The 17,060-nt window shown below is 47.3% G+C and carries 19 protein-coding genes and 1 riboswitch; of the genes, 12 read left to right on the top strand and 7 right to left on the bottom strand.

The features are described 5' to 3' along the window. Positions 1 to 123: 123 nt before the first annotated feature. On the bottom strand, positions 124 to 888 hold the full coding sequence (locus U2F10_RS16045) for a YebC/PmpR family DNA-binding transcriptional regulator (protein WP_499872717.1): 765 nt from the start codon (positions 886 to 888) through the stop codon (positions 124 to 126). A 145-nt stretch (positions 889 to 1,033) separates the two neighbouring features. Next, positions 1,034 to 2,053 carry a glucokinase gene (locus U2F10_RS16040; RefSeq protein WP_163667386.1) on the bottom strand — a complete coding sequence of 340 codons (1,020 nt, stop codon included), beginning with the start codon at positions 2,051 to 2,053 and terminating at the stop codon, positions 1,034 to 1,036. Positions 2,054 to 2,202: 149 nt separating this feature from the next. Between U2F10_RS16040 and cofH the strand changes: the two genes are divergently transcribed. The 3 genes from cofH (at position 2,203) to U2F10_RS16025 (ending at position 4,967) form a co-directional block, all read left to right on the top strand. Continuing rightward, entirely contained in the window at positions 2,203 to 3,354 is a 1,152-nt protein-coding gene (cofH, locus tag U2F10_RS16035) for a 7,8-didemethyl-8-hydroxy-5-deazariboflavin synthase subunit CofH (protein WP_499872716.1), read from the top strand. Between the two features lie 118 nt (positions 3,355 to 3,472). Next, the gene (locus tag U2F10_RS16030) at positions 3,473 to 4,201 is read left to right on the top strand and encodes a hypothetical protein (RefSeq protein WP_499872714.1); all 729 of its coding nucleotides are present in this window, start codon (positions 3,473 to 3,475) and stop codon (positions 4,199 to 4,201) included. Then, positions 4,116 to 4,967 (top strand): alpha/beta fold hydrolase, encoded by an 852-nt coding sequence (locus U2F10_RS16025; protein WP_163667378.1) that lies wholly within the window; start codon positions 4,116 to 4,118, stop codon positions 4,965 to 4,967. The genes U2F10_RS16030 and U2F10_RS16025 overlap by 86 nt, the downstream gene beginning before the upstream one ends. A gap of 29 nt (positions 4,968 to 4,996) precedes the next feature. Here U2F10_RS16025 and U2F10_RS16020 read toward each other — a convergent pair whose 3' ends face one another. The 3 genes from U2F10_RS16020 to U2F10_RS16010 all read right to left on the bottom strand — a co-directional run bounded on the left by U2F10_RS16020 (position 4,997) and on the right by U2F10_RS16010 (position 6,891). Further along, the gene (locus U2F10_RS16020; RefSeq protein ID WP_499867144.1) at positions 4,997 to 5,362 is read right to left on the bottom strand and encodes a hypothetical protein; all 366 of its coding nucleotides are present in this window, start codon (positions 5,360 to 5,362) and stop codon (positions 4,997 to 4,999) included. Between the two features lie 51 nt (positions 5,363 to 5,413). Continuing rightward, positions 5,414 to 6,454 (bottom strand): alpha/beta hydrolase, encoded by a 1,041-nt coding sequence (locus U2F10_RS16015; RefSeq protein ID WP_499061742.1) that lies wholly within the window; start codon positions 6,452 to 6,454, stop codon positions 5,414 to 5,416. Between the two features lie 110 nt (positions 6,455 to 6,564). After that, a complete protein-coding gene (locus U2F10_RS16010; RefSeq protein ID WP_163667370.1) occupies positions 6,565 to 6,891 on the bottom strand; it encodes a hypothetical protein in 327 nt (108 codons plus the stop codon). 287 nt (positions 6,892 to 7,178) lie between these two features. Between U2F10_RS16010 and U2F10_RS16005 the strand changes: the two genes are divergently transcribed. From U2F10_RS16005 to U2F10_RS15970, 8 genes are all read left to right on the top strand, one after another. Further along, the gene (locus U2F10_RS16005) at positions 7,179 to 7,685 is read left to right on the top strand and encodes a DUF1499 domain-containing protein (protein ID WP_163703222.1); all 507 of its coding nucleotides are present in this window, start codon (positions 7,179 to 7,181) and stop codon (positions 7,683 to 7,685) included. A 128-nt stretch (positions 7,686 to 7,813) separates the two neighbouring features. Next, on the top strand, positions 7,814 to 8,632 hold the full coding sequence (locus tag U2F10_RS16000) for a GNAT family N-acetyltransferase (protein ID WP_250565391.1): 819 nt from the start codon (positions 7,814 to 7,816) through the stop codon (positions 8,630 to 8,632). 69 nt (positions 8,633 to 8,701) lie between these two features. Beyond that, complete coding sequence (crtI, locus tag U2F10_RS15995; protein ID WP_499867147.1) at positions 8,702 to 10,348, top strand: phytoene desaturase family protein; 1,647 nt, start codon at positions 8,702 to 8,704, stop codon at positions 10,346 to 10,348. A gap of 891 nt (positions 10,349 to 11,239) precedes the next feature. After that, the gene (locus U2F10_RS15990; protein ID WP_250565075.1) at positions 11,240 to 11,758 is read left to right on the top strand and encodes a GNAT family N-acetyltransferase; all 519 of its coding nucleotides are present in this window, start codon (positions 11,240 to 11,242) and stop codon (positions 11,756 to 11,758) included. A 32-nt stretch (positions 11,759 to 11,790) separates the two neighbouring features. Further along, positions 11,791 to 12,120, top strand: a complete 330-nt coding sequence (locus U2F10_RS15985; protein WP_499867148.1) for a hypothetical protein — start codon at positions 11,791 to 11,793, stop codon at positions 12,118 to 12,120. A gap of 154 nt (positions 12,121 to 12,274) precedes the next feature. Next, complete coding sequence (locus tag U2F10_RS15980) at positions 12,275 to 12,724, top strand: GNAT family N-acetyltransferase (RefSeq protein ID WP_499872995.1); 450 nt, start codon at positions 12,275 to 12,277, stop codon at positions 12,722 to 12,724. A 193-nt stretch (positions 12,725 to 12,917) separates the two neighbouring features. Then, on the top strand, positions 12,918 to 13,451 hold the full coding sequence (locus U2F10_RS15975) for a hypothetical protein (protein WP_163667351.1): 534 nt from the start codon (positions 12,918 to 12,920) through the stop codon (positions 13,449 to 13,451). A gap of 455 nt (positions 13,452 to 13,906) precedes the next feature. Next, positions 13,907 to 13,982: riboswitch (Glutamine riboswitch) on the bottom strand. A 164-nt stretch (positions 13,983 to 14,146) separates the two neighbouring features. Beyond that, complete coding sequence (locus tag U2F10_RS15970) at positions 14,147 to 14,686, top strand: GNAT family N-acetyltransferase (protein ID WP_163667348.1); 540 nt, start codon at positions 14,147 to 14,149, stop codon at positions 14,684 to 14,686. Between the two features lie 13 nt (positions 14,687 to 14,699). Here the strand turns inward: U2F10_RS15970 and U2F10_RS15965 are convergent, their stop codons facing one another. Then, complete coding sequence (locus U2F10_RS15965) at positions 14,700 to 15,125, bottom strand: hypothetical protein (RefSeq protein WP_163667345.1); 426 nt, start codon at positions 15,123 to 15,125, stop codon at positions 14,700 to 14,702. 126 nt (positions 15,126 to 15,251) lie between these two features. After that, positions 15,252 to 15,956, bottom strand: coding sequence for a pirin family protein (locus U2F10_RS15960; protein WP_499061737.1), 705 nt, complete (start codon positions 15,954 to 15,956; stop codon positions 15,252 to 15,254). A gap of 171 nt (positions 15,957 to 16,127) precedes the next feature. Between U2F10_RS15960 and U2F10_RS15955 the strand changes: the two genes are divergently transcribed. Further along, positions 16,128 to 17,027, top strand: a complete 900-nt coding sequence (locus U2F10_RS15955) for a LysR family transcriptional regulator (protein ID WP_499061736.1) — start codon at positions 16,128 to 16,130, stop codon at positions 17,025 to 17,027. Positions 17,028 to 17,060 lie beyond the last annotated feature (33 nt).

Raw genomic sequence — 17,060 nt, 5'->3', positions numbered from 1 at the left:
TATCCATGCGTTTTACAGGTGAGCTGTCTGACCCTGGGGGCTTTATGGGGTCAGGCATTTTTCTTTTAAACGTTTGTTGGGTCGTTCCATGGAACGACCCAACAAACGTTTAAAAAGAATCTTCTAAAAGACCGCTGCTAAGATCTCCTCTTTCATGTCAAAGTTAGCAGTCACCGATTGTACATCCTCAAGATCTTCCAAAGCATCCATCATTTTTAATAGAGACTTTGCTTGATCAATATCGGTCACATCAACGGTATTACTCGGTACCCAGCGCACCTCAATATCCTTCACTGTATAGCTTTCACCTTTGAGATGAATGCTGAGATTCTCCAGATCGCTAGGGGGGCACAACACTTCTGCACCGGGGGTATCTTCATCCACTTCGGTCAATTCGTAAGATTCAGCTCCCCCTTCAATGGCCGCTTCTAATAGGGCATCTTCTTCCAACTCACCCTTGACGACAACTACGCCTTTTTGGTCAAACATCCAGCCGACACAGCCAGTTTCGCCAAGGTTGCCACCGTTTTTGCTAAACGCCGCTCGCAGATCGGCAGCGGTGCGGTTGCGATTATCGGTCAGGGCTTCCACCAGTACAGCAACACCGCCCGGACCATACCCCTCGTAACGAATGGATTCTAAGTCACCATCGCTGCCTAATTTGCCAGTCCCTTTTGCGATCGCACGGTCAATATTGTCATTGGGCACCCCCGCTGCCTTCGCTTTATCAATGGCCGTCCGCAGCTGAAAATTACCATCGGGGTCACCGCCACCATGCTTTGCTGCCACAATAATTTCCCGTGACAGCTTGGCAAATACTTTGCCCTTAACCGCATCAACCCGTGCCTTTTGGCGTTTGATATTGGCCCATTTACTATGCCCTGCCATAACGTCTTAGTCGTCATACACTAGCCCACTATTGTAGCGAGAAGTTTTGAAAGGAAATTGGAAAGGTTGGGAAAGAAATAGGGAATGGGCCATGGGAAAATCTCCCCTGTAGGGGCATTCCATGGAACGCCCCTACAGGGGAGCCTCACGCAAGTTGTCCCGCCCGTAACGCTGCCCCAATCAACCCTACGCTTTGATTGGTAACCAAGTGAATGGGCACATTATCCAGCAGTGGGCCCACGCGACCTTTGTGGCTAAAGGCTGTGAGAAAACTGCCGTCGCGGATCAGGGGCATGTTTTTGGCCGTGACGCCACCGGCTACGTAAAGGCCGCCGTAGGGTAAAAGTTTGAGGGCTAAATTACCAGCCGCCGCCCCGTAGGCATCAATAAAAATTTCCATGGTGCGGCCAGCAAGACGGTCAACGGTGGCAGCTTTGGAAATGGCAGCGGCTGGATCGGGGAGTTCGCTGCGTTTGCCTGCGCCTTGCTCCCAATTGCGCACCACTTGAGCGAGTTCTTCGGACTCAGTGGCAAAGTTGCGATCGCGTAAAAACTGATAGATAGAGACAATACCCTGGCCAGAAACCACCCGCTCCACAGAAACACGGGAAATAGAATGCTTGTCTAACAGGTAATGCAGTAACTGAAACTCCAGTTCAGAGCGAGGGGCAAAGTCGGCATGGCCACCTTCAGAAGGAAATACCTGGTATTGGCCACCGCAGTTAATTAAAAACCCCTGGCCCAGTCCAGTCCCAGCACCAATAATGGCAATGGGCGCTTGATCATCATGGGTTCCCGACTGTAGCGTACACACATCATCTGACGTTAGTCCTAGTACACCATAGCCAACGGCAGCAAAGTCATTGATCAGCTCTACCGTTTTGAGACCCAGTTCATCAGCGATGCGATCGCCACTCAAAGACCAAGCTAAATTTGTGAGCTGGGAACGATTATTGACCACAGGTCCAGCAATAGCAAAGCAGGCCGCTTGGGGCTGGGCATTTGAAACCGCTGCCAGAAAGTCTTTTACCATCGGCACCAAATCAGCATAATCGCCACTGACAAAGCGCTGTTCATGGAGCGTTTCTTGGGGATTAGTGCCAGACTGCACCAACCGCAAAATTGTTTTGGTACCGCCGATGTCACCCGCTAGTAGTTGCATCATAATGATTTCGAAATCAGGTCAAATTTAACGTGATAGTTGGAGAATATAGAAAGTCGTTGGCACGCCCTTTTAGATACCCCGCGATCATCGACGATCTCTTGAGGAATTAATTTCCCACAGTCCATTAGATCTATACCGCAACGAGTGTAATGCCCCTCCCCGTAGTCCCGACCATAGCCGACATTTTAGACCGAGCCCTAGACGGTGAGAATATTTCGCCAGACGACGGCATCACCTTACTGAGCCAGACCACAGCCGCAGCCGTGGAAACCATCCGAGCGACTGCTGATCAACTACGTCAACAGCAAGCGGGAGACACCGTCACCTATGTGGTCAATCGCAATATAAATTACACCAACATTTGCGAACAGCACTGTAGCTTTTGTGCATTTCGTCGCGATGCAGGGCAGGCGGGGGCTTACTGGCTCAGCTGGGAAAATATTCTAGAAAAAGCAACCGCTGCCGTAGAGACAGGCGCAACGGAAATCTGCATGCAGGGAGGCCTGCACCCAACGGCAAAAATTAATGGTCGCTCTTTGGACTATTACCAACAGCTCGTCACCACCATCAAGACAACGTTTCCTCACCTCCACATCCATGCTTTCTCACCCCAGGAGGTGCAGTTTATTGCCCGCGAAGACAATTTAGACTTTGCAACGGTCATAGGTGAACTGGCCCAAGCCGGTGTCGGCTCACTCCCAGGGACCGCCGCTGAAGTGCTTGATGATCGGGTGCGACGGGTGCTCTGTCCTGAAAAAATTGACACTGCCACCTGGATCAAGATTGTCACCCAGGCCCACGAGCTAGGCATGCCCACCACCAGCACAATGCTGTCAGGCCATATTGAAACCATTGAGCAGCAAATTGGCCACTTTGAAAAACTACGTCAGCTGCAACAGCGCTCTTTAGCAAAGGGTGACACAGGCATCACTGAGTTTATATTGTTGCCCTTTGTGGGACAGGATGCCCCAGCTCCCTTGCGGAAGCGAGTCGGTCGAGATCAGCCAGTGATCTCAGATGCACTATTACTAACGGCAGTGGCGCGTATTTATTTGGGTCGTTGGATCAAAAACCATCAGCCTAGTTGGGTAAAACTTGGTCTGGATGGTGCTACTGAAGCCTTACGCTGGGGCTGCAACGACATTGGTGGCACCCTGATGGAAGAGCACATTACCTCCATGGCCGGAGCGCAAGGGGGTACCTGTCAGTCAGTGGACAATTTGACGGGTGCGATCGCAACCCTTAATCGTCCCAGCCAACAGCGGGATACCTTATATAACTGGATAACGATCAATTATTAACAGACGCATCTAATCATTAATGTTTACTCAAATCTATTTCCATACCAATAGCAGATTTGTAGAGTAGTGCAGGACCATTAATCCGCTCGAATTCCAAGCCCTAGCATCCGTTAGCTGCATGCTTAAAATAGTCAGCATCTTACCTCCTGCCAAGCAGCATAAGCTCCGCAAACATCTCAACAAGCATCGATCCCTATTAGAACTGGATACGTCTAGCTATGGTATAGGACGACAGCGTTATTGGCTTGAACATCAGCCGATTTTAGGCAGCTGTGGTCGGTCTTATCAATCCGCCGTGCAGCACACCCAGTTTTGGGGCTTCTGCCGCACCATCTATCAACGGGCTAGCCAAGTTGCCCTACCCGATCAGGACGCACTTACCCCCGATGTGGGACTCGTTGCCTATGGCGGTGTGGGCATTCGTGAGCATCGCGACGATCCCTATGCCGCCTGTCCAGCTGTCAGTATTAACCTGTCAACTGTTCCAACTCAGTGGGGATATACCCCGAACTATACTGGCTACGATAAACTCCACCAAAAGCGGGCCACGGAAACAATCCATCGCTTACCACCGGGGTCAATTATCGTGTTCAACAGTCAAAATCCCCATCGGGTGATTAGCCCTGACCTCGAACGCTGGTCCATTAATCTGTGGCGGATCGCCCCCTCCTGTCGCCCTTACTTTCAGAGCTACTTAGACGCTTATCCCCTGGCTGTCAATAATGCGGTAAGCTTTTTCCCACAGGTGGGAGAAAAAAGCTATGGCCAAAATCGAGCTCAAGGATGTGCAAATTGGGGATCTGAACTGGGTATATCGCGAGCTAGTGCCCGACACCCCCAACGATAAGCCACCTGTTTTAATGCTCCATGGTCTGGTATCCCAAAGTTACAGCTGGCGCGATGTTCAGCCAGCGTTGGCTGAACAGGGGTTTCGTAGCATTGCCCCTGATTGGATTGGCCACGGCTCCTCTTCAAAACCAGATAAACGTCAGTTTGCTTATGACCAAGCCACCTATCTCAAAGCCCTTAGCGACTATATCGATACTCTGGAGCTGAGCCGTTTTTCCCTAGTAGTGCAGGGGTTTTTAGGGGTTACTGGTTTACTCTACGCTGCGCAGAACCCTGACAAAATCGAAAGATTAATTATTCTCAATACACCTCTCCCACCCAAAGCAGAGCTACCTTTCTCTGTAAAAATGATGGGCTGGCCTTTTGTAGGTGACATGGTGACCCAAGACCCGCTCTTGGTGGATCGCACCCTGGAAGGTGGTGGTCCTTACCAGGTCTCGGATGACGATCTAGATGTTTACCGCCGTCCATTTCTAAAAAGCTCTGATGTGGGCCGTTCATTGATGTGGACAATCCGCGCGATGAAAATGCCTCAAATTACTGAGCAAATTTCCCAAGGGTTTGCCAACTGGTCACGTCCTACCTTAGTGGCTTGGGGCATATCGGACCCCTGGCTATCAGCAGAAAGCGCCAAAGCATTCGCCAAAGGAGTTGAAGATGGCGAGTATATCGAAATGACAGAAGTAGGCCATTATGCCCAAGAAGATTGGGCTGATAAGGTGAGCGAGGCGGTGGTGCCATTTTTACGAAAACAGGAATTGTAGAAAAACCGCATCAACTCAAAATTCAAAACCTAAAACTCTTCTTTGTTGGGCAATTGCTTTTTTAGCTCTGCCAACAATATTGCTTGCTCTTCCTGTAGGCTGTTTAATCGCTGCAAGATTGTTGCAACGTGTTGTTCTTGAGCTGATTCTCCAGCTGTTGTTTTGGTCAATAGCCAACGCCCCAAGGAGAATGGAGAACGCCCCAGCCACTTGAGCAGACGGCGCAGCAGCTGACCAACAAGGGAAATGCCAAGTTGAAGCAGAATGATTAGAGAGATCGCGATCGCAACCAGCCAATAGGGGTGATGCAGTCCCCACAGAACTGCCGTTTCAGTCGGCGTTAACAGTGCTTCTGCAACTGTCCCTTCTAACAATAGACTGGCTCCGCTATTCACTATTGACTCTCCTACTTGCTACCAGCAGGCATTTGGACATTCCCTGTTGTCTTAATCATTCCGCCGTCTATGGCGTCTCCATCCTTTACGCCCCTTCAACTCCCGCTTAACTGCAATATCCCACTTATCCACCAGGGTCATCATGGCAGGCATATCACGAGATACCTTGTCCTGCCAGCCGAGATCAGCTACCACCGAATTAAATGTGCGGCGCTTGGTCATGCGATAGGCAATTTCCTCCACCTCTTCCCAGGTCAGATTACTCTCAATGTAGGCCTTCGTAATCACATTCAACAAGTTGGTAAATCGATTCCCCTCCGCTTCAGTCATCATCGTATGGGGGATATCTAACACCCGATCAAAGCTGTTGTACCAGCAATAGGGTTGATGTTCTAGTGCTGCTTCAAAGAAACGATGGTGATCGTAGTTGTTCACAGCGCGATCGCTTTCACTAGAGATCATAAAGATCGGGGCAATGGGAGACTTTTTGACCCGCTTAAAGTTATATTTTGCAATTCGTAACACTGCTCGCAGGGCAGAAATTTCAAACCCTGGATAGCTGGGACCCATTAATTTTTCCCATTCAAAATAGGTATCAATATGCCTAACAAATAAGTCAATCACCTTGCTGCTGGCACTAAAGTAAGGTGCAAATAACAGTGCCCGATAGATATCAGCAGCTTTTTCCATGGCCAGCCACGTCGCCAGGGTCGCACCACCAGACAAACCACCAATAATCACCTTCGAGCCCATTCTCTGGGCAATTTTAAGCCACTGCAACCCAAACTTAAGATAGATGCGGGGGTCTTCTGCTAGCGGCGGGGGATTACCCGGCCCCCATTGACCTGCCAAACCATGCATCGGTAACAAGGGCACTAGCACATTACACCCTGCTTTGTGTAAGGTTTCTGCCATGGGAATAAACTGATAGGGACCAGCCGTAAATCCATGGAAAAACAGACACACTTTTTCAGTGGGTTCGCTATGAAATAAAAAATACGACCGACAGAGATTATCAATTAGCGATAGCTCTGATTCACGAGCTGATATTTTGCTCTTCAGAACATTTTTAAGCGTTAGGTAGTCTGCCATAGCAACCTGATATCTGGGCATAGACGAATACTACCGCTCAGACTCAGCATATTCCTAAAGATTGCGGGACTGCTTAATTATCAGCTCGCCTTAACGCACAGATAACACGACTACTCTTGAGAGGCAGGTTGTTCGGTTGATTGCTCTTCAGACTGCGTGTCAGCGGCATTGCTCGTCAACAGCAACACTGCTCCGCGACCATCTACGATGCACGAACCACGTTCATCAGGCAATTCTACAATGGACCAAGGAATCAAAAAGGTTCCGTCTTCCATGGCCTTTGAAGGAGCAAGTTTTGGCGTCTTCTCAGCGGTAGCAACGGTTTCATAACAGCGATGGGCAATCGCTTCAACATCGTCAGGAATGACTGGCTTCTTAGGACCACAGGCACTTACTCCAGTCAGCAGCACTAACCATAAATAACGCAGCTTACCCATAGGCTTAGCCCCCAGATAGGGTTGATGTCGTACCGCACGGCACCCATTAGATATCCTCGACAGAATCATTCCTTAACTTGGTAACGCCCTTACAATCAATAGGAGCTGAAGGGAATCAAAGTAAACTGACAAATCTTGGCGGCGTGGGGAGTCAGGAACCAGGAATCAGAAGTCAGCGAAGGGCTGGATTTTGACTCCTGAATTCTGACATCCGGCTTAACCAGAATTTTTCGGTTTAAATGAGTCCTTACTGATAGCAGCTTACAGAACTTTTAGACCCAGTCCCCATGCAATTATTTCGCGTATTACTTCCCCTGTTAGTTGCCGTTTGCTTAGTGTTCACCAGTGCCCCTGCGGTGGCTGCACCCATAGCTGTTTTACCTGGCTTGCAGGGTGTATTTACGGGCACACCGCCGACTAACATTGGCATTCATGATGCTCAACTGATTGCCTGCCCTACGTCGCCTAACTGTGTTAGCAGCAGTGCCAGCGATGATGAGCACTATATTGCACCGATTGAGTATACGGCTGACAAAGACGCTGTTCGCGATCAGCTGGTGGCCATTATTAACAATCAGCCCCGCACTGAGATTATCGAACAGACTGATGACTATATTTTGGTGGAGTTTACCAGCCGTCTGATGGGGTTTGTGGATGATGCTGAGTTTTACTTTCTGCAAGATGGTAATAGCATTGCGATGCGCTCTGCGGCACGGTTAGGAGAGTCAGATCTAGGTGTGAACCGTCGACGTTTGGAGCAGTTTCGTTTAGCGCTGCAGAGTTTAGGGGCTTAGTATCAGAGCTATTGCTGTCAGGAAAGCTGGCCTTCTGAGTAAAGCCCTGACAGCAATTATTTATCCCTGAAATTTCCCCTCATCACTATCAAAACACCGTGACCTCACCCATCTACCAAATTCGACCCATGACTCGCGGTGAGCTCGACCTCGCCGTTGACTGGGCTGCGGCAGAAGGCTGGAATCCAGGCCTGCACGATGCCGATTGCTTTTATAATGCCGACCCCACAGGGTTTCTGATGGGATTTCTAGATGGAGCACCCATCGCTTCAATTTCAGCCGTTAAATACGGTGAATCCTTTGGGTTTATTGGCTTTTATATTGTGAAGCCAGAATTTCGGGGGCAAGGGTATGGGCTAGCCATTTGGCATAGTGCACTTGCATATTTAAAGGGACGAAATGTCGGTCTAGACGGCGTAGTTGCTCAGCAAGATAACTACGTTAAGTCTGGGTTTAGCCTGGCGTATCGGAATATTCGCTACGCAGGTGTGGGTAATGGTCAAGCGGATGATTCGGGCTGTGTGCCGCTGGCAAATCTGTCGGTAGAAACCGTGATTGAATATGATGGACGATTTTTTCCTGAGGTGCGATCGCACTTTACCCCATGCTGGATCGCGCAACCCAACAGCCACGCCGTTGCCATGGTGCAAGGACAAACCCTAAAAGGCTATGGCGTTCTGCGCCTCTGTCACAGCGGATACAAAATTGGCCCCTTATTTGCCGACACAGCAAACGTTGCCGATGGCATTTTTCAGGCCCTAATAGCCAAAGTGCCAGCAGGGGACTCATTTTACTTAGATGTACCGGAAGTCAATGGTGCAGCAGTCGCACTAGCCAAGCGATACAACATGCACTACGTATTTGAAACCGCACGGATGTATACCCAGACAACTCCAGAATTGCCGCTTAGCGGAATTTTTGGGGTGACTACATTTGAGTTGGGGTAGTGCTACGGCCCTGGAACGCTACAATATTAGAAATATTAAGTGTTCGTTACATTTGGATGGGAGTTGGTTATGGGGCGCAAGCAGGCCATCGTCATTGGAGCTGGAATTGGTGGACTTACCATGGGTATCCGCCTCCAAAGCTTAGGATTTGATACCACTATTGTGGAAATGCTGGATGCCCCTGGTGGTCGCGCTTACGTGCGTAAAGCAGATGGTTTCACCTTTGATATGGGTCCCACAGTCATCACGGTGCCCCACTTTATTGAAGAATTGTTCTCTCTGGAGCGTGATCAAGCAGCCCTAACCCAGGACGACTTCCCGGCAGAAATTGTCGATGAAAGCAAGCGTATCAAGTCCGGCATTTCCGGTGGCCCCAACACCAGTCGCTACGTCAAGATTGTTCCTGTACTCCCCTTCTACCGCATCTACTTTGATGATGGCACATTCTTTGACTACGACAGTGACCCTGAGAACACTCGCCGACAAATTCTAGAGCTGGGTGAACCCGGCGACTTTGAAGGGTACCAACGTTTCCACGCTGCAGCTAAAGCTGTTTTTGACCGGGGTTTTTTGGAATTGGGCTATACCCATTTTGGCAGCGTCGGCTCCATGCTCCGGGTAGTGCCTGAACTGCTGAAACTAGACGCTGTACGGACTCTATTTAGCTTTACTAGCAAGTACTTTAAGAGTGACAAACTGCGCCAGGTCTTCAGCTTTGAACCGTTGCTGGTGGGCGGCAATCCCCTTTCAGTACCTGGCATCTACGCCATGATCCACTTTGTTGAAAGCACCTGGGGCATTCACTTTGCCATGGGGGGTACCGGTGCTTTGGTCAGTGGCTTTGTCAACAAGTTTGAGGATCTGGGTGGCAAGATTGTTTACAACACCAAGGTCAACAAAATTAATGTCAAAAAAGAGAACGGCAAGAAAGTAGTCAAAGGCATTACCTTAGCTGATGGCACCGTCATGACAGCTGATGCTGTTGTTTCCAATGCCGATTGGGCCACCACCTATGGCAAGATGATTGAGCCCAAGTATCGCTTCTGGAATAGCGACCTACGGGTAAAAGTGACTCAACAGTCCATGTCGGCATTTGTACTGTACCTGGGCTTTAAGGCCGATGGCAATGAGAACACCAAACTGCGACACCACAGCATTATCTTAGGCCCTCGCTACGAAGAACTGTTAAAAGATATCTTTGGTCGCAAGGTTATGCCCAAAGACTATTCTCAATACGTTCACTTACCGACGTTGACAGATCCGTCTCTAGCCCCCGAAGGACACCATGCAGCCTACATTCTTGTACCTGTTCCTAATAATGCCTCTGGCATCAACTGGGATGAGATGGGTGAAAAACTAAAAGACAATGTGTTGACGTTCATGGATGAACGAGGATATTTGCCTAACATCAAGGAGCGCCTAGTCCATTGCAGTTACATCACACCTGACTACTTTGAGACTACGCTACAGGCCCACATTGGTAATGCCTTTGGCCCTGAACCCACATTGATACAGTCGGCATTCTTTAGACCCCATAACCGCAGTGAGGACATTGCTAACCTATATATGGTCGGTGCAGGCACACAGCCTGGTGCAGGTACACCCAGTGTGATGATGTCTGCAAAGATGACAGCCCGCTTAGTAGCAGAGGACTTTGCCATTGCCCCTGAGATTGTAGGGGGTATTGCTGAAGGGAAAGAGGCTTCTCTCGTTTAGGCGGTTGTTCACACAAACGAACGGCTTGTTTTTCCCCGATATGACAACTTTTGATCAGTGTTAACGGTTTAACCGATCACAACTTATCAGCTGAGGCCAGTTTGCTGTAATAGCGGCTGGCCTTTAATTTTAAGCATGATTATGTCTGTCATTTAGGATATGCGATCGCAAAGGTAAAGAAAAACTAAGAGTCTTTACCTACTTTTCAAAAACCAAGCCACTATCTTGGGTAAGCGAACATAATTAACGCTTTGATGGTGATTGGTCCATTAATCATCATTCAAGTCCGACAAGTGATAGGTATGAGGAGTTTATGTGTTGAGGTGACTTAGGCAAGCCTAGGCCATCTTGTTGATCGTTATACCAAGGAGTTCCCATGACACTTTTTCCCGCAATTATAGTGTTCGCTACAGTTTTTCTGCTTTTTTCCAAAGACGTCCTTGGCAAAAAAGAAGAGCCCAGGAAAAAGCTAAAAACTAATGCGTCTGAGACTAGTATGTCTGATGTATTGCTCAGATATAAGCTACTGAATGAACTGGGAGAAAAGCCCTAGCGACATCAACTTGTCCACAACTACAATGTCAACTGGGCACCAAAATAGTGATTAGAGCCAGTTTATCTTCATAGAAACTGGCTCTAATTCTTGTTTTTTAAGTGCCATTAAACTTTAACCATCACAACGGCATCGTCCTATTAAGGCCTTTATCAGTTGCTTTTCAAGCATAGTCTTGAACAGACTCAACGATACAAACGACTGCCAACTACCAGCATTGCCCTGACTGTTTGTACTACACCTGACATAAAGGCCCCCTATGGGTCATGTATGAGATTTATCCGAAATCCATACTTAAGGGATTGTTGTTTAAGCGACAGCAGTCAAGGTGTCTGTCTATGTCTACACAACTCATCCCACAAAGCCCGATTTTACTCCGAGCCTATTGCGATGAAGATTGGTCAGTTGTATGTGACATCCATGATCGCGCTCGGCCCCATGAGCTAACAGGTTCTTGCGATGCCAATAGCTTTTTGCCCCTGGCAGAGGACCCAGAAGATATCGACAATTTTCATCGCTCAGAAAAATTTGTTGCCTGCATTCAAGGCCAAGTCGTTGGTTTTGTCGGCATTGACGAAAATTTAGTTTCCTGGCTATATGTAGACCCAGATTACTTCGGCATTGGCATTGGCAGAGAACTTCTACAGCTAGGGTTAGAGCTCGCTGGCTCCCAAGCCTGGACAGTCGTTTTGAGTGGCAATACCCGTGCCCGTAGGCTCTACGCCAGCGAAGGCTTTCAGGTAGTCCACACATTTGAAGGTAGCAATGCAGGCTATCCATGCACCTGCCTGGAGCTATCCTTCAAGCCTAATCACATAAAATTACCCCAAGAACAAACGCAGTTTTATGCAGCCTAATTAGGTCAAGCTAAGCAAATAGTCAAATCATCATGAACACAGTCACAATTGTGTTGTTTGCGATCGCAGGCATCACCCTATGTTCTAATGTGTGGGCATATTGGCTCAACTCCAGATATCACACGTCTGACTATATGGGTGCATCAATTAATTTCCATGCCGGAAATTTTATGGTGGGCTTATTTATCGGTATAGGGATTGCCCTGCACATCAGCTGGCCATGGTGGTTAGGCATTATCGGCCTATTAGCCTGCTGGACTGGCAGCACTCCGCTTATGTGGCTTATCCATTTAGCCCTGGCTCCATTTCGTCAACCTCATCCCAGAACAACAGAGCTAAGACAAAAACAAGTAAATCGTTAACATGCTTAACAAGACCTCATATCTTGACCGTTGCTGATCCAGGAAATAACTTGACCTGACAGAATCTTCCTACATTGGCATTGATCAGATTAACGCTGCCCGAGGATCAGCAACACTATATTTTTTGACCCATAAGACTATGCTTAGATCCGCCATGAATATTCGAATTGCCCAGCGGCAAGATATTGAAACGCTGTTTGAAATCAGAACCAGCGTTATTGAAAATCATCAATCCCGTGAAGACATCGCTGAACTAGGTATTACTCCAGCATCGATCGCAGAAATGCTTGAAACCGACTGCTGCGCCTGGATTGCTGAACTAGATGGTGAGGATATTGGTTTCTCCATTGCCAATCAAACAGGAAAAAATATTTTTGGCATGTTTGTACGCCCCAGCTTTGAAGGTCGGGGTGCCGGTCGTCAGCTGATGCAAGCTGCTGAAGATTGGTTATGGTCCAGCAACATTAATGAGATTTCGCTAGTCACTGGAAATAATCCCAACTTGAGGGCTTATGGCTTTTATCTTCACCTGGGTTGGACACCCATCGCAGTCGAACAATATGGAGACTTTGCAGGCGAGATGAAATTTATCAAACGTCGTTAAGAGTAAGGGTTACGTATACCGAATGATACTGTTGTTTCAGATTTATAAGCATGCACTAATGCAACGACTATTTTAAGTACAAAGAGGTATTAAGCATTATTTCAAATCGACTTTTTCTGTTTAGCTCAAAAAAGTGTTGGGCAATACTTAAAGCATCAGAATCATTATTCTAGCTAGGTTCTCTACCACCAGAATGTTAGAAAAACTCTTCACTGGGACCGCTGTAGGATTTATTGCACTGTTAGCACTGGTCAAATCAACCTATGCATCTCCTAGCGAGCCAGTGACTGTCGATGTCTACGGCTCATCCTACAGTGTTGAGTTAGATCATGAGGCTACAGACCAGGTACTTAGAAACCAACCATGGTGGGGCAACAAAGCCCTCGCCAGCGAACTATGTGAAGCTTTAGTGTATGAAGGCGAAGACATTGCCAGTGTCGGATTTAACACAATGGAAATCAGTGGTGAAGATTACATTGAAGCTTATCTGGTCATGCCCCTCACCACATGTAGTGGACCAGTTTTAATTTCCCAAGCCGATATTGGACAAATGACTGGCGGCACATTTTTTGTTGTCTCAGGTAATGTTTGCTTCACAAGCAATTCAGAAACTCTCAGTGCTCAAGTGCGTAAGAATCATCCCCTGAGTCAGAACCTATACATAACGCCTCAAAATGTAAGCGTGTTAAATTGTGGCTATTTCAATAACTCAATCTTGTATTACTAGAGTTATCGGCGGCCCATTTGGAAGCTATAGATTTAAGCAGTGCACAAAATAGGCATCAACGGGTTACCGTTGACGCTTGTGTTTTATCTCCCATAGTAAACTGCTGAATGTATTCAGCAGTTTACTGCACACATAGTCGCTGATATTCAGAGCTTTCAGCTATAACTGTTGTTGTGAACGATATGCGCCAAGCTACAGTTATGATGCCTAACGACAGCATCATAAAGATCAGCAAGGCCGTACCGATTGCATATTGGTCAAATGCAAACAAACCTAAGCGTGAGAGTGCTCGTCAAATGAGTCAGAAGGCTGCTTGAAAGGTAATGAACCACTAATCGTCCAGCACAAAACCGGACAAAATACGATGCAATAGACTGTCAGTACGGTAATTAGCTCGGTAGCGGTTAAAGCGTTAGATGTCATGAGAATCGCCTCCTAAAAATACACATTGCAGAGGCGCGTTCCTTCAGGAAAATATCCCTACTTCCGTCCTTCAATATTCAAAGCTTTTTGAATCAAAGGATGAACGGTCTTTACATCTATATTCTATGTTACACATACCCTAAATGGTCAAGGAGTACAGCCAAAATGTCTACAATTCATAACAGAATCAACCTGAATTTATCTAGCCACTAGAATCATTTTTTTTAGTATGAAAATCAGGTTACAAATCAAAACGATTGAGGTAAAGATTCTTGAATAGAGCTATTAGGGAATTGGAAGCTAATGACATTGACCAAATTATCCAATACTTTCTGAAAGCAGAGTCTAAGTTCCTTAAAGGCATGGGAGTTGAACCTACCAAGTTACCCAGTGCTGATGAATGGAAAGCCCTTCTGAACAAAGACCTTAACCGCCCAATATCTGAAAGACACTTTTACTATATTCTCTGGGAATTGGATAACCATGCCATCGGTCATTCCAACATTAATAAGATTACATTTGGTCAAGAAGCCTACATGCATTTACATCTCTGGGAACCTCAAACGCGCCAGAGAAATCATGGAACTTATTTTATTGGGCAAAGCATTAGCAAATACTTTCAGACATTTGAACTTAAACGATTAGTTTGTGAGCCTTATGCTATGAATCCAGCCCCTAATAGAACCTTGGCTAAAGTGGGGTTTGAGCTCGTTAAAACCTATGAAACAACTCCAGGCTGGATTAACTTTCAGCAAACTGTTAACCGATGGATATTAAGTGAAGAAAAATGGTCACAGTCTGCGGCCATGTGAGACCTCACACATCTCACTGAGTATCTGGATTTAAGGGCACAATATATTGATTATTGGCTCGAACATAACAGGTATAAGCAACAGCAAAGTCATCCACCACCCTACGCTGCACATCCCTTAAGTCTGCGTTCACTTTGAGCCAAGGTTGACCGTTGACCAGGCTAATGGCATCATCGCCCTCAAAGACAGAGTCAACAACCGCACCATAGGCCAGTACAACGATGACATCTCCGTTGTCGCTGCGACAGTTAAGGCCCAGGTTATCCGTCTCTACAACAACCCATTGCCAGTGGGGATACATGCCTCGGTTGCCCTGCACACGCGCTGAGAAAAAATCTCCGTTAGTATCAAACCGGGGTACATCACTCATCTGAGCCTGTGCCGCAGTAGCTATGGAAACTATTCCGAGAAATGATGCTAGGAATCCACGAGTAATCATCAAACTATCCCTAATGTTAGCTAGGTCAGAATAGCACTTGCAAAAAACATCCCAATGACAAACCATGGGCCTACATAAGTAGGCCCATGGTTGCAGGCTATCTCCTATTGAGCATGACTTGCCTGGTTATGCAGCCATATCAAATAACAGAATCTCAGTATCATCTGTTTGACCTGCTATGGAGACTGCTTCAGAGGCCGAAATTGCGGCTCCATCACCGGCACTAAGGAGATTCTTATTCAAGTTAATCTGCCCGCGCACCACCTGAACCCAGGCAAGACGATTGTCTTGCAGCGTATAGTCAACTTGCTCGTTGAGCCCTAGTTGAGCTGCATAAAGATTCATATCCTGATGGATGGTGATGGATCCATCGCGACCGTCTTGGGAACCAACCAAGCGTAATCTGCCCTGTTTTTCTTCAGGGCTAAAGTACGTTTGTTCATAGCCAGGCTCAATGCCTTGCTTGTCAGGCAACACCCAAATTTGGAGAAAGTGTACAGGACTCTCTTTAGAAGCATTGTACTCACTGTGGCTAATGCCACTACCTGCAGACATGCGCTGCACATCACCAGGGCGGATGATGGAGCCATTGCCGATACTATCTTTATGCTCTAAAGCACCGTCCACAACATAGGAAATAATCTCCATATCGCGATGGCTATGGGTAGGAAACCCGCGCCCTGGAGCCACTTTGTCTTCATTGATAACCCGCAGAGTACCAAACCCCATATGGGCTGGGTCATAATAGCTGCCAAAAGAGAAGGTATGACGGCTATCGAGCCAACCAAAATTAGCGCTACCTCGTTCTGATGCAGGGCGAACAGTCATCATAGGTCTACCTCCCGTGTGGTGTATTGGGTGGAACTAATCCAATTATGAATTGCGTCTTTAAAAAAGACAATAATCAATTCAATTGACGCATTGTCCTTTTTTAGGCAACAATGAACCTACTTGAGATTCACGAAAAAAGCTATTCAAGATTGATTGAAAGGATAGGTCAGCATGGATAAGTTTGCGGCCATTCATGCCTTTGTACAGGTCGTGGAAGCTAAGGGCTTTGCCGCCGCGGCGCGGGACATGGGGATGTCGCGATCAGCAGTCAATAAATTAGTGATTAGCCTAGAAACAGAATTAGGGGCACAACTTTTGCAACGCAGTACCCGCAAGGTCACGCCAACGGCGACGGGTACCGCCTTTTACGAACGCTGTTTGGGTATTCTGGCAAACCTAGAGGAAGCTGAACTGGCAGTTTCCCAAACCCAAGTTGAACCGGTCGGACCGCTGCGAATCAATGCTCCAATGACCTTTGGCACCATGCATTTAGGCCCCATTCTGGCAGATTTTATGGCGCAATATCCTGGAGTCCAAGTACAGCTAACGTTGGAAGATCGGTTTATAGATCCATTAGCAGAGGGATTCGACCTCACGGTACGCATTGCCCAACCCCAAACATCCCTGCAGTTGGTGGTGCATGAATTGGCTCAACTCAATTGTTTACTCTGCGCTGCCCCTGAATATTTATGGCATCAAGGAATTCCTCGATCAGCACAGGATTTGGGTAACCATAATTGTTTGGCCTATGGTGAATTGTCAGGTCGCCATGAGTGGGTATTATCAAATGGTAATAAAGAAAATAGAGTCACTGTCACTGGGTCAATGTGCTCAAATAATGGTGAAGTGCTCAGGGACGCATCCATTCGCGGATTGGGGATTGTTTTATTGCCTCAGTTCATTGTTAAGCAAAGTTTAGCTTGCTGGGACCTGCAAGAAGTGGTGTTGGATTATCAACCTCAGGCATTATCGCTATGTGTGATTTACCCGATCAATCGACACTTATCCCCTAAAGTACAGCTGCTAACAGCATTTTTGCAGAAACGATTTGAACGATTGTTTACGCCATAGCTGAGCTAGCTTGTATGGGTCGTGTTACCTATC

Source organism: Leptothoe sp. EHU-05/26/07-4, from assembly GCF_043421015.1.
Classification (GTDB): Bacteria; Cyanobacteriota; Cyanobacteriia; order Phormidesmidales; family Phormidesmidaceae; genus Leptothoe; species Leptothoe turfae.
Note: the sequence above shows the minus strand (reverse complement) of the source record. Positions and strands in the feature narration are given on the sequence as shown.

Coding starts and splice junctions, on each gene's coding strand:
- U2F10_RS16040 (WP_163667386.1), bottom strand. CDS start 2,053: ATGATGCAACTACTAGCGGGTGACATCGGCGGTACCAAAACAATTTTG.
- U2F10_RS15985 (WP_499867148.1), top strand. CDS start 11,791: ATGAACACAGTCACAATTGTGTTGTTTGCGATCGCAGGCATCACCCTA.
- cofH (WP_499872716.1), top strand. CDS start 2,203: ATGCCCCTCCCCGTAGTCCCGACCATAGCCGACATTTTAGACCGAGCC.
- U2F10_RS16000 (WP_250565391.1), top strand. CDS start 7,814: ATGACTCGCGGTGAGCTCGACCTCGCCGTTGACTGGGCTGCGGCAGAA.
- U2F10_RS16015 (WP_499061742.1), bottom strand. CDS start 6,454: ATGGCAGACTACCTAACGCTTAAAAATGTTCTGAAGAGCAAAATATCA.
- U2F10_RS16025 (WP_163667378.1), top strand. CDS start 4,116: ATGGCCAAAATCGAGCTCAAGGATGTGCAAATTGGGGATCTGAACTGG.
- U2F10_RS16010 (WP_163667370.1), bottom strand. CDS start 6,891: ATGGGTAAGCTGCGTTATTTATGGTTAGTGCTGCTGACTGGAGTAAGT.
- U2F10_RS16030 (WP_499872714.1), top strand. CDS start 3,473: ATGCTTAAAATAGTCAGCATCTTACCTCCTGCCAAGCAGCATAAGCTC.
- U2F10_RS15965 (WP_163667345.1), bottom strand. CDS start 15,125: ATGATTACTCGTGGATTCCTAGCATCATTTCTCGGAATAGTTTCCATA.
- U2F10_RS15990 (WP_250565075.1), top strand. CDS start 11,240: ATGTCTACACAACTCATCCCACAAAGCCCGATTTTACTCCGAGCCTAT.
- U2F10_RS16045 (WP_499872717.1), bottom strand. CDS start 888: ATGGCAGGGCATAGTAAATGGGCCAATATCAAACGCCAAAAGGCACGG.
- crtI (WP_499867147.1), top strand. CDS start 8,702: ATGGGGCGCAAGCAGGCCATCGTCATTGGAGCTGGAATTGGTGGACTT.
- U2F10_RS15960 (WP_499061737.1), bottom strand. CDS start 15,956: ATGATGACTGTTCGCCCTGCATCAGAACGAGGTAGCGCTAATTTTGGT.
- U2F10_RS15955 (WP_499061736.1), top strand. CDS start 16,128: ATGGATAAGTTTGCGGCCATTCATGCCTTTGTACAGGTCGTGGAAGCT.
- U2F10_RS15975 (WP_163667351.1), top strand. CDS start 12,918: ATGTTAGAAAAACTCTTCACTGGGACCGCTGTAGGATTTATTGCACTG.
- U2F10_RS16005 (WP_163703222.1), top strand. CDS start 7,179: ATGCAATTATTTCGCGTATTACTTCCCCTGTTAGTTGCCGTTTGCTTA.
- U2F10_RS15980 (WP_499872995.1), top strand. CDS start 12,275: ATGAATATTCGAATTGCCCAGCGGCAAGATATTGAAACGCTGTTTGAA.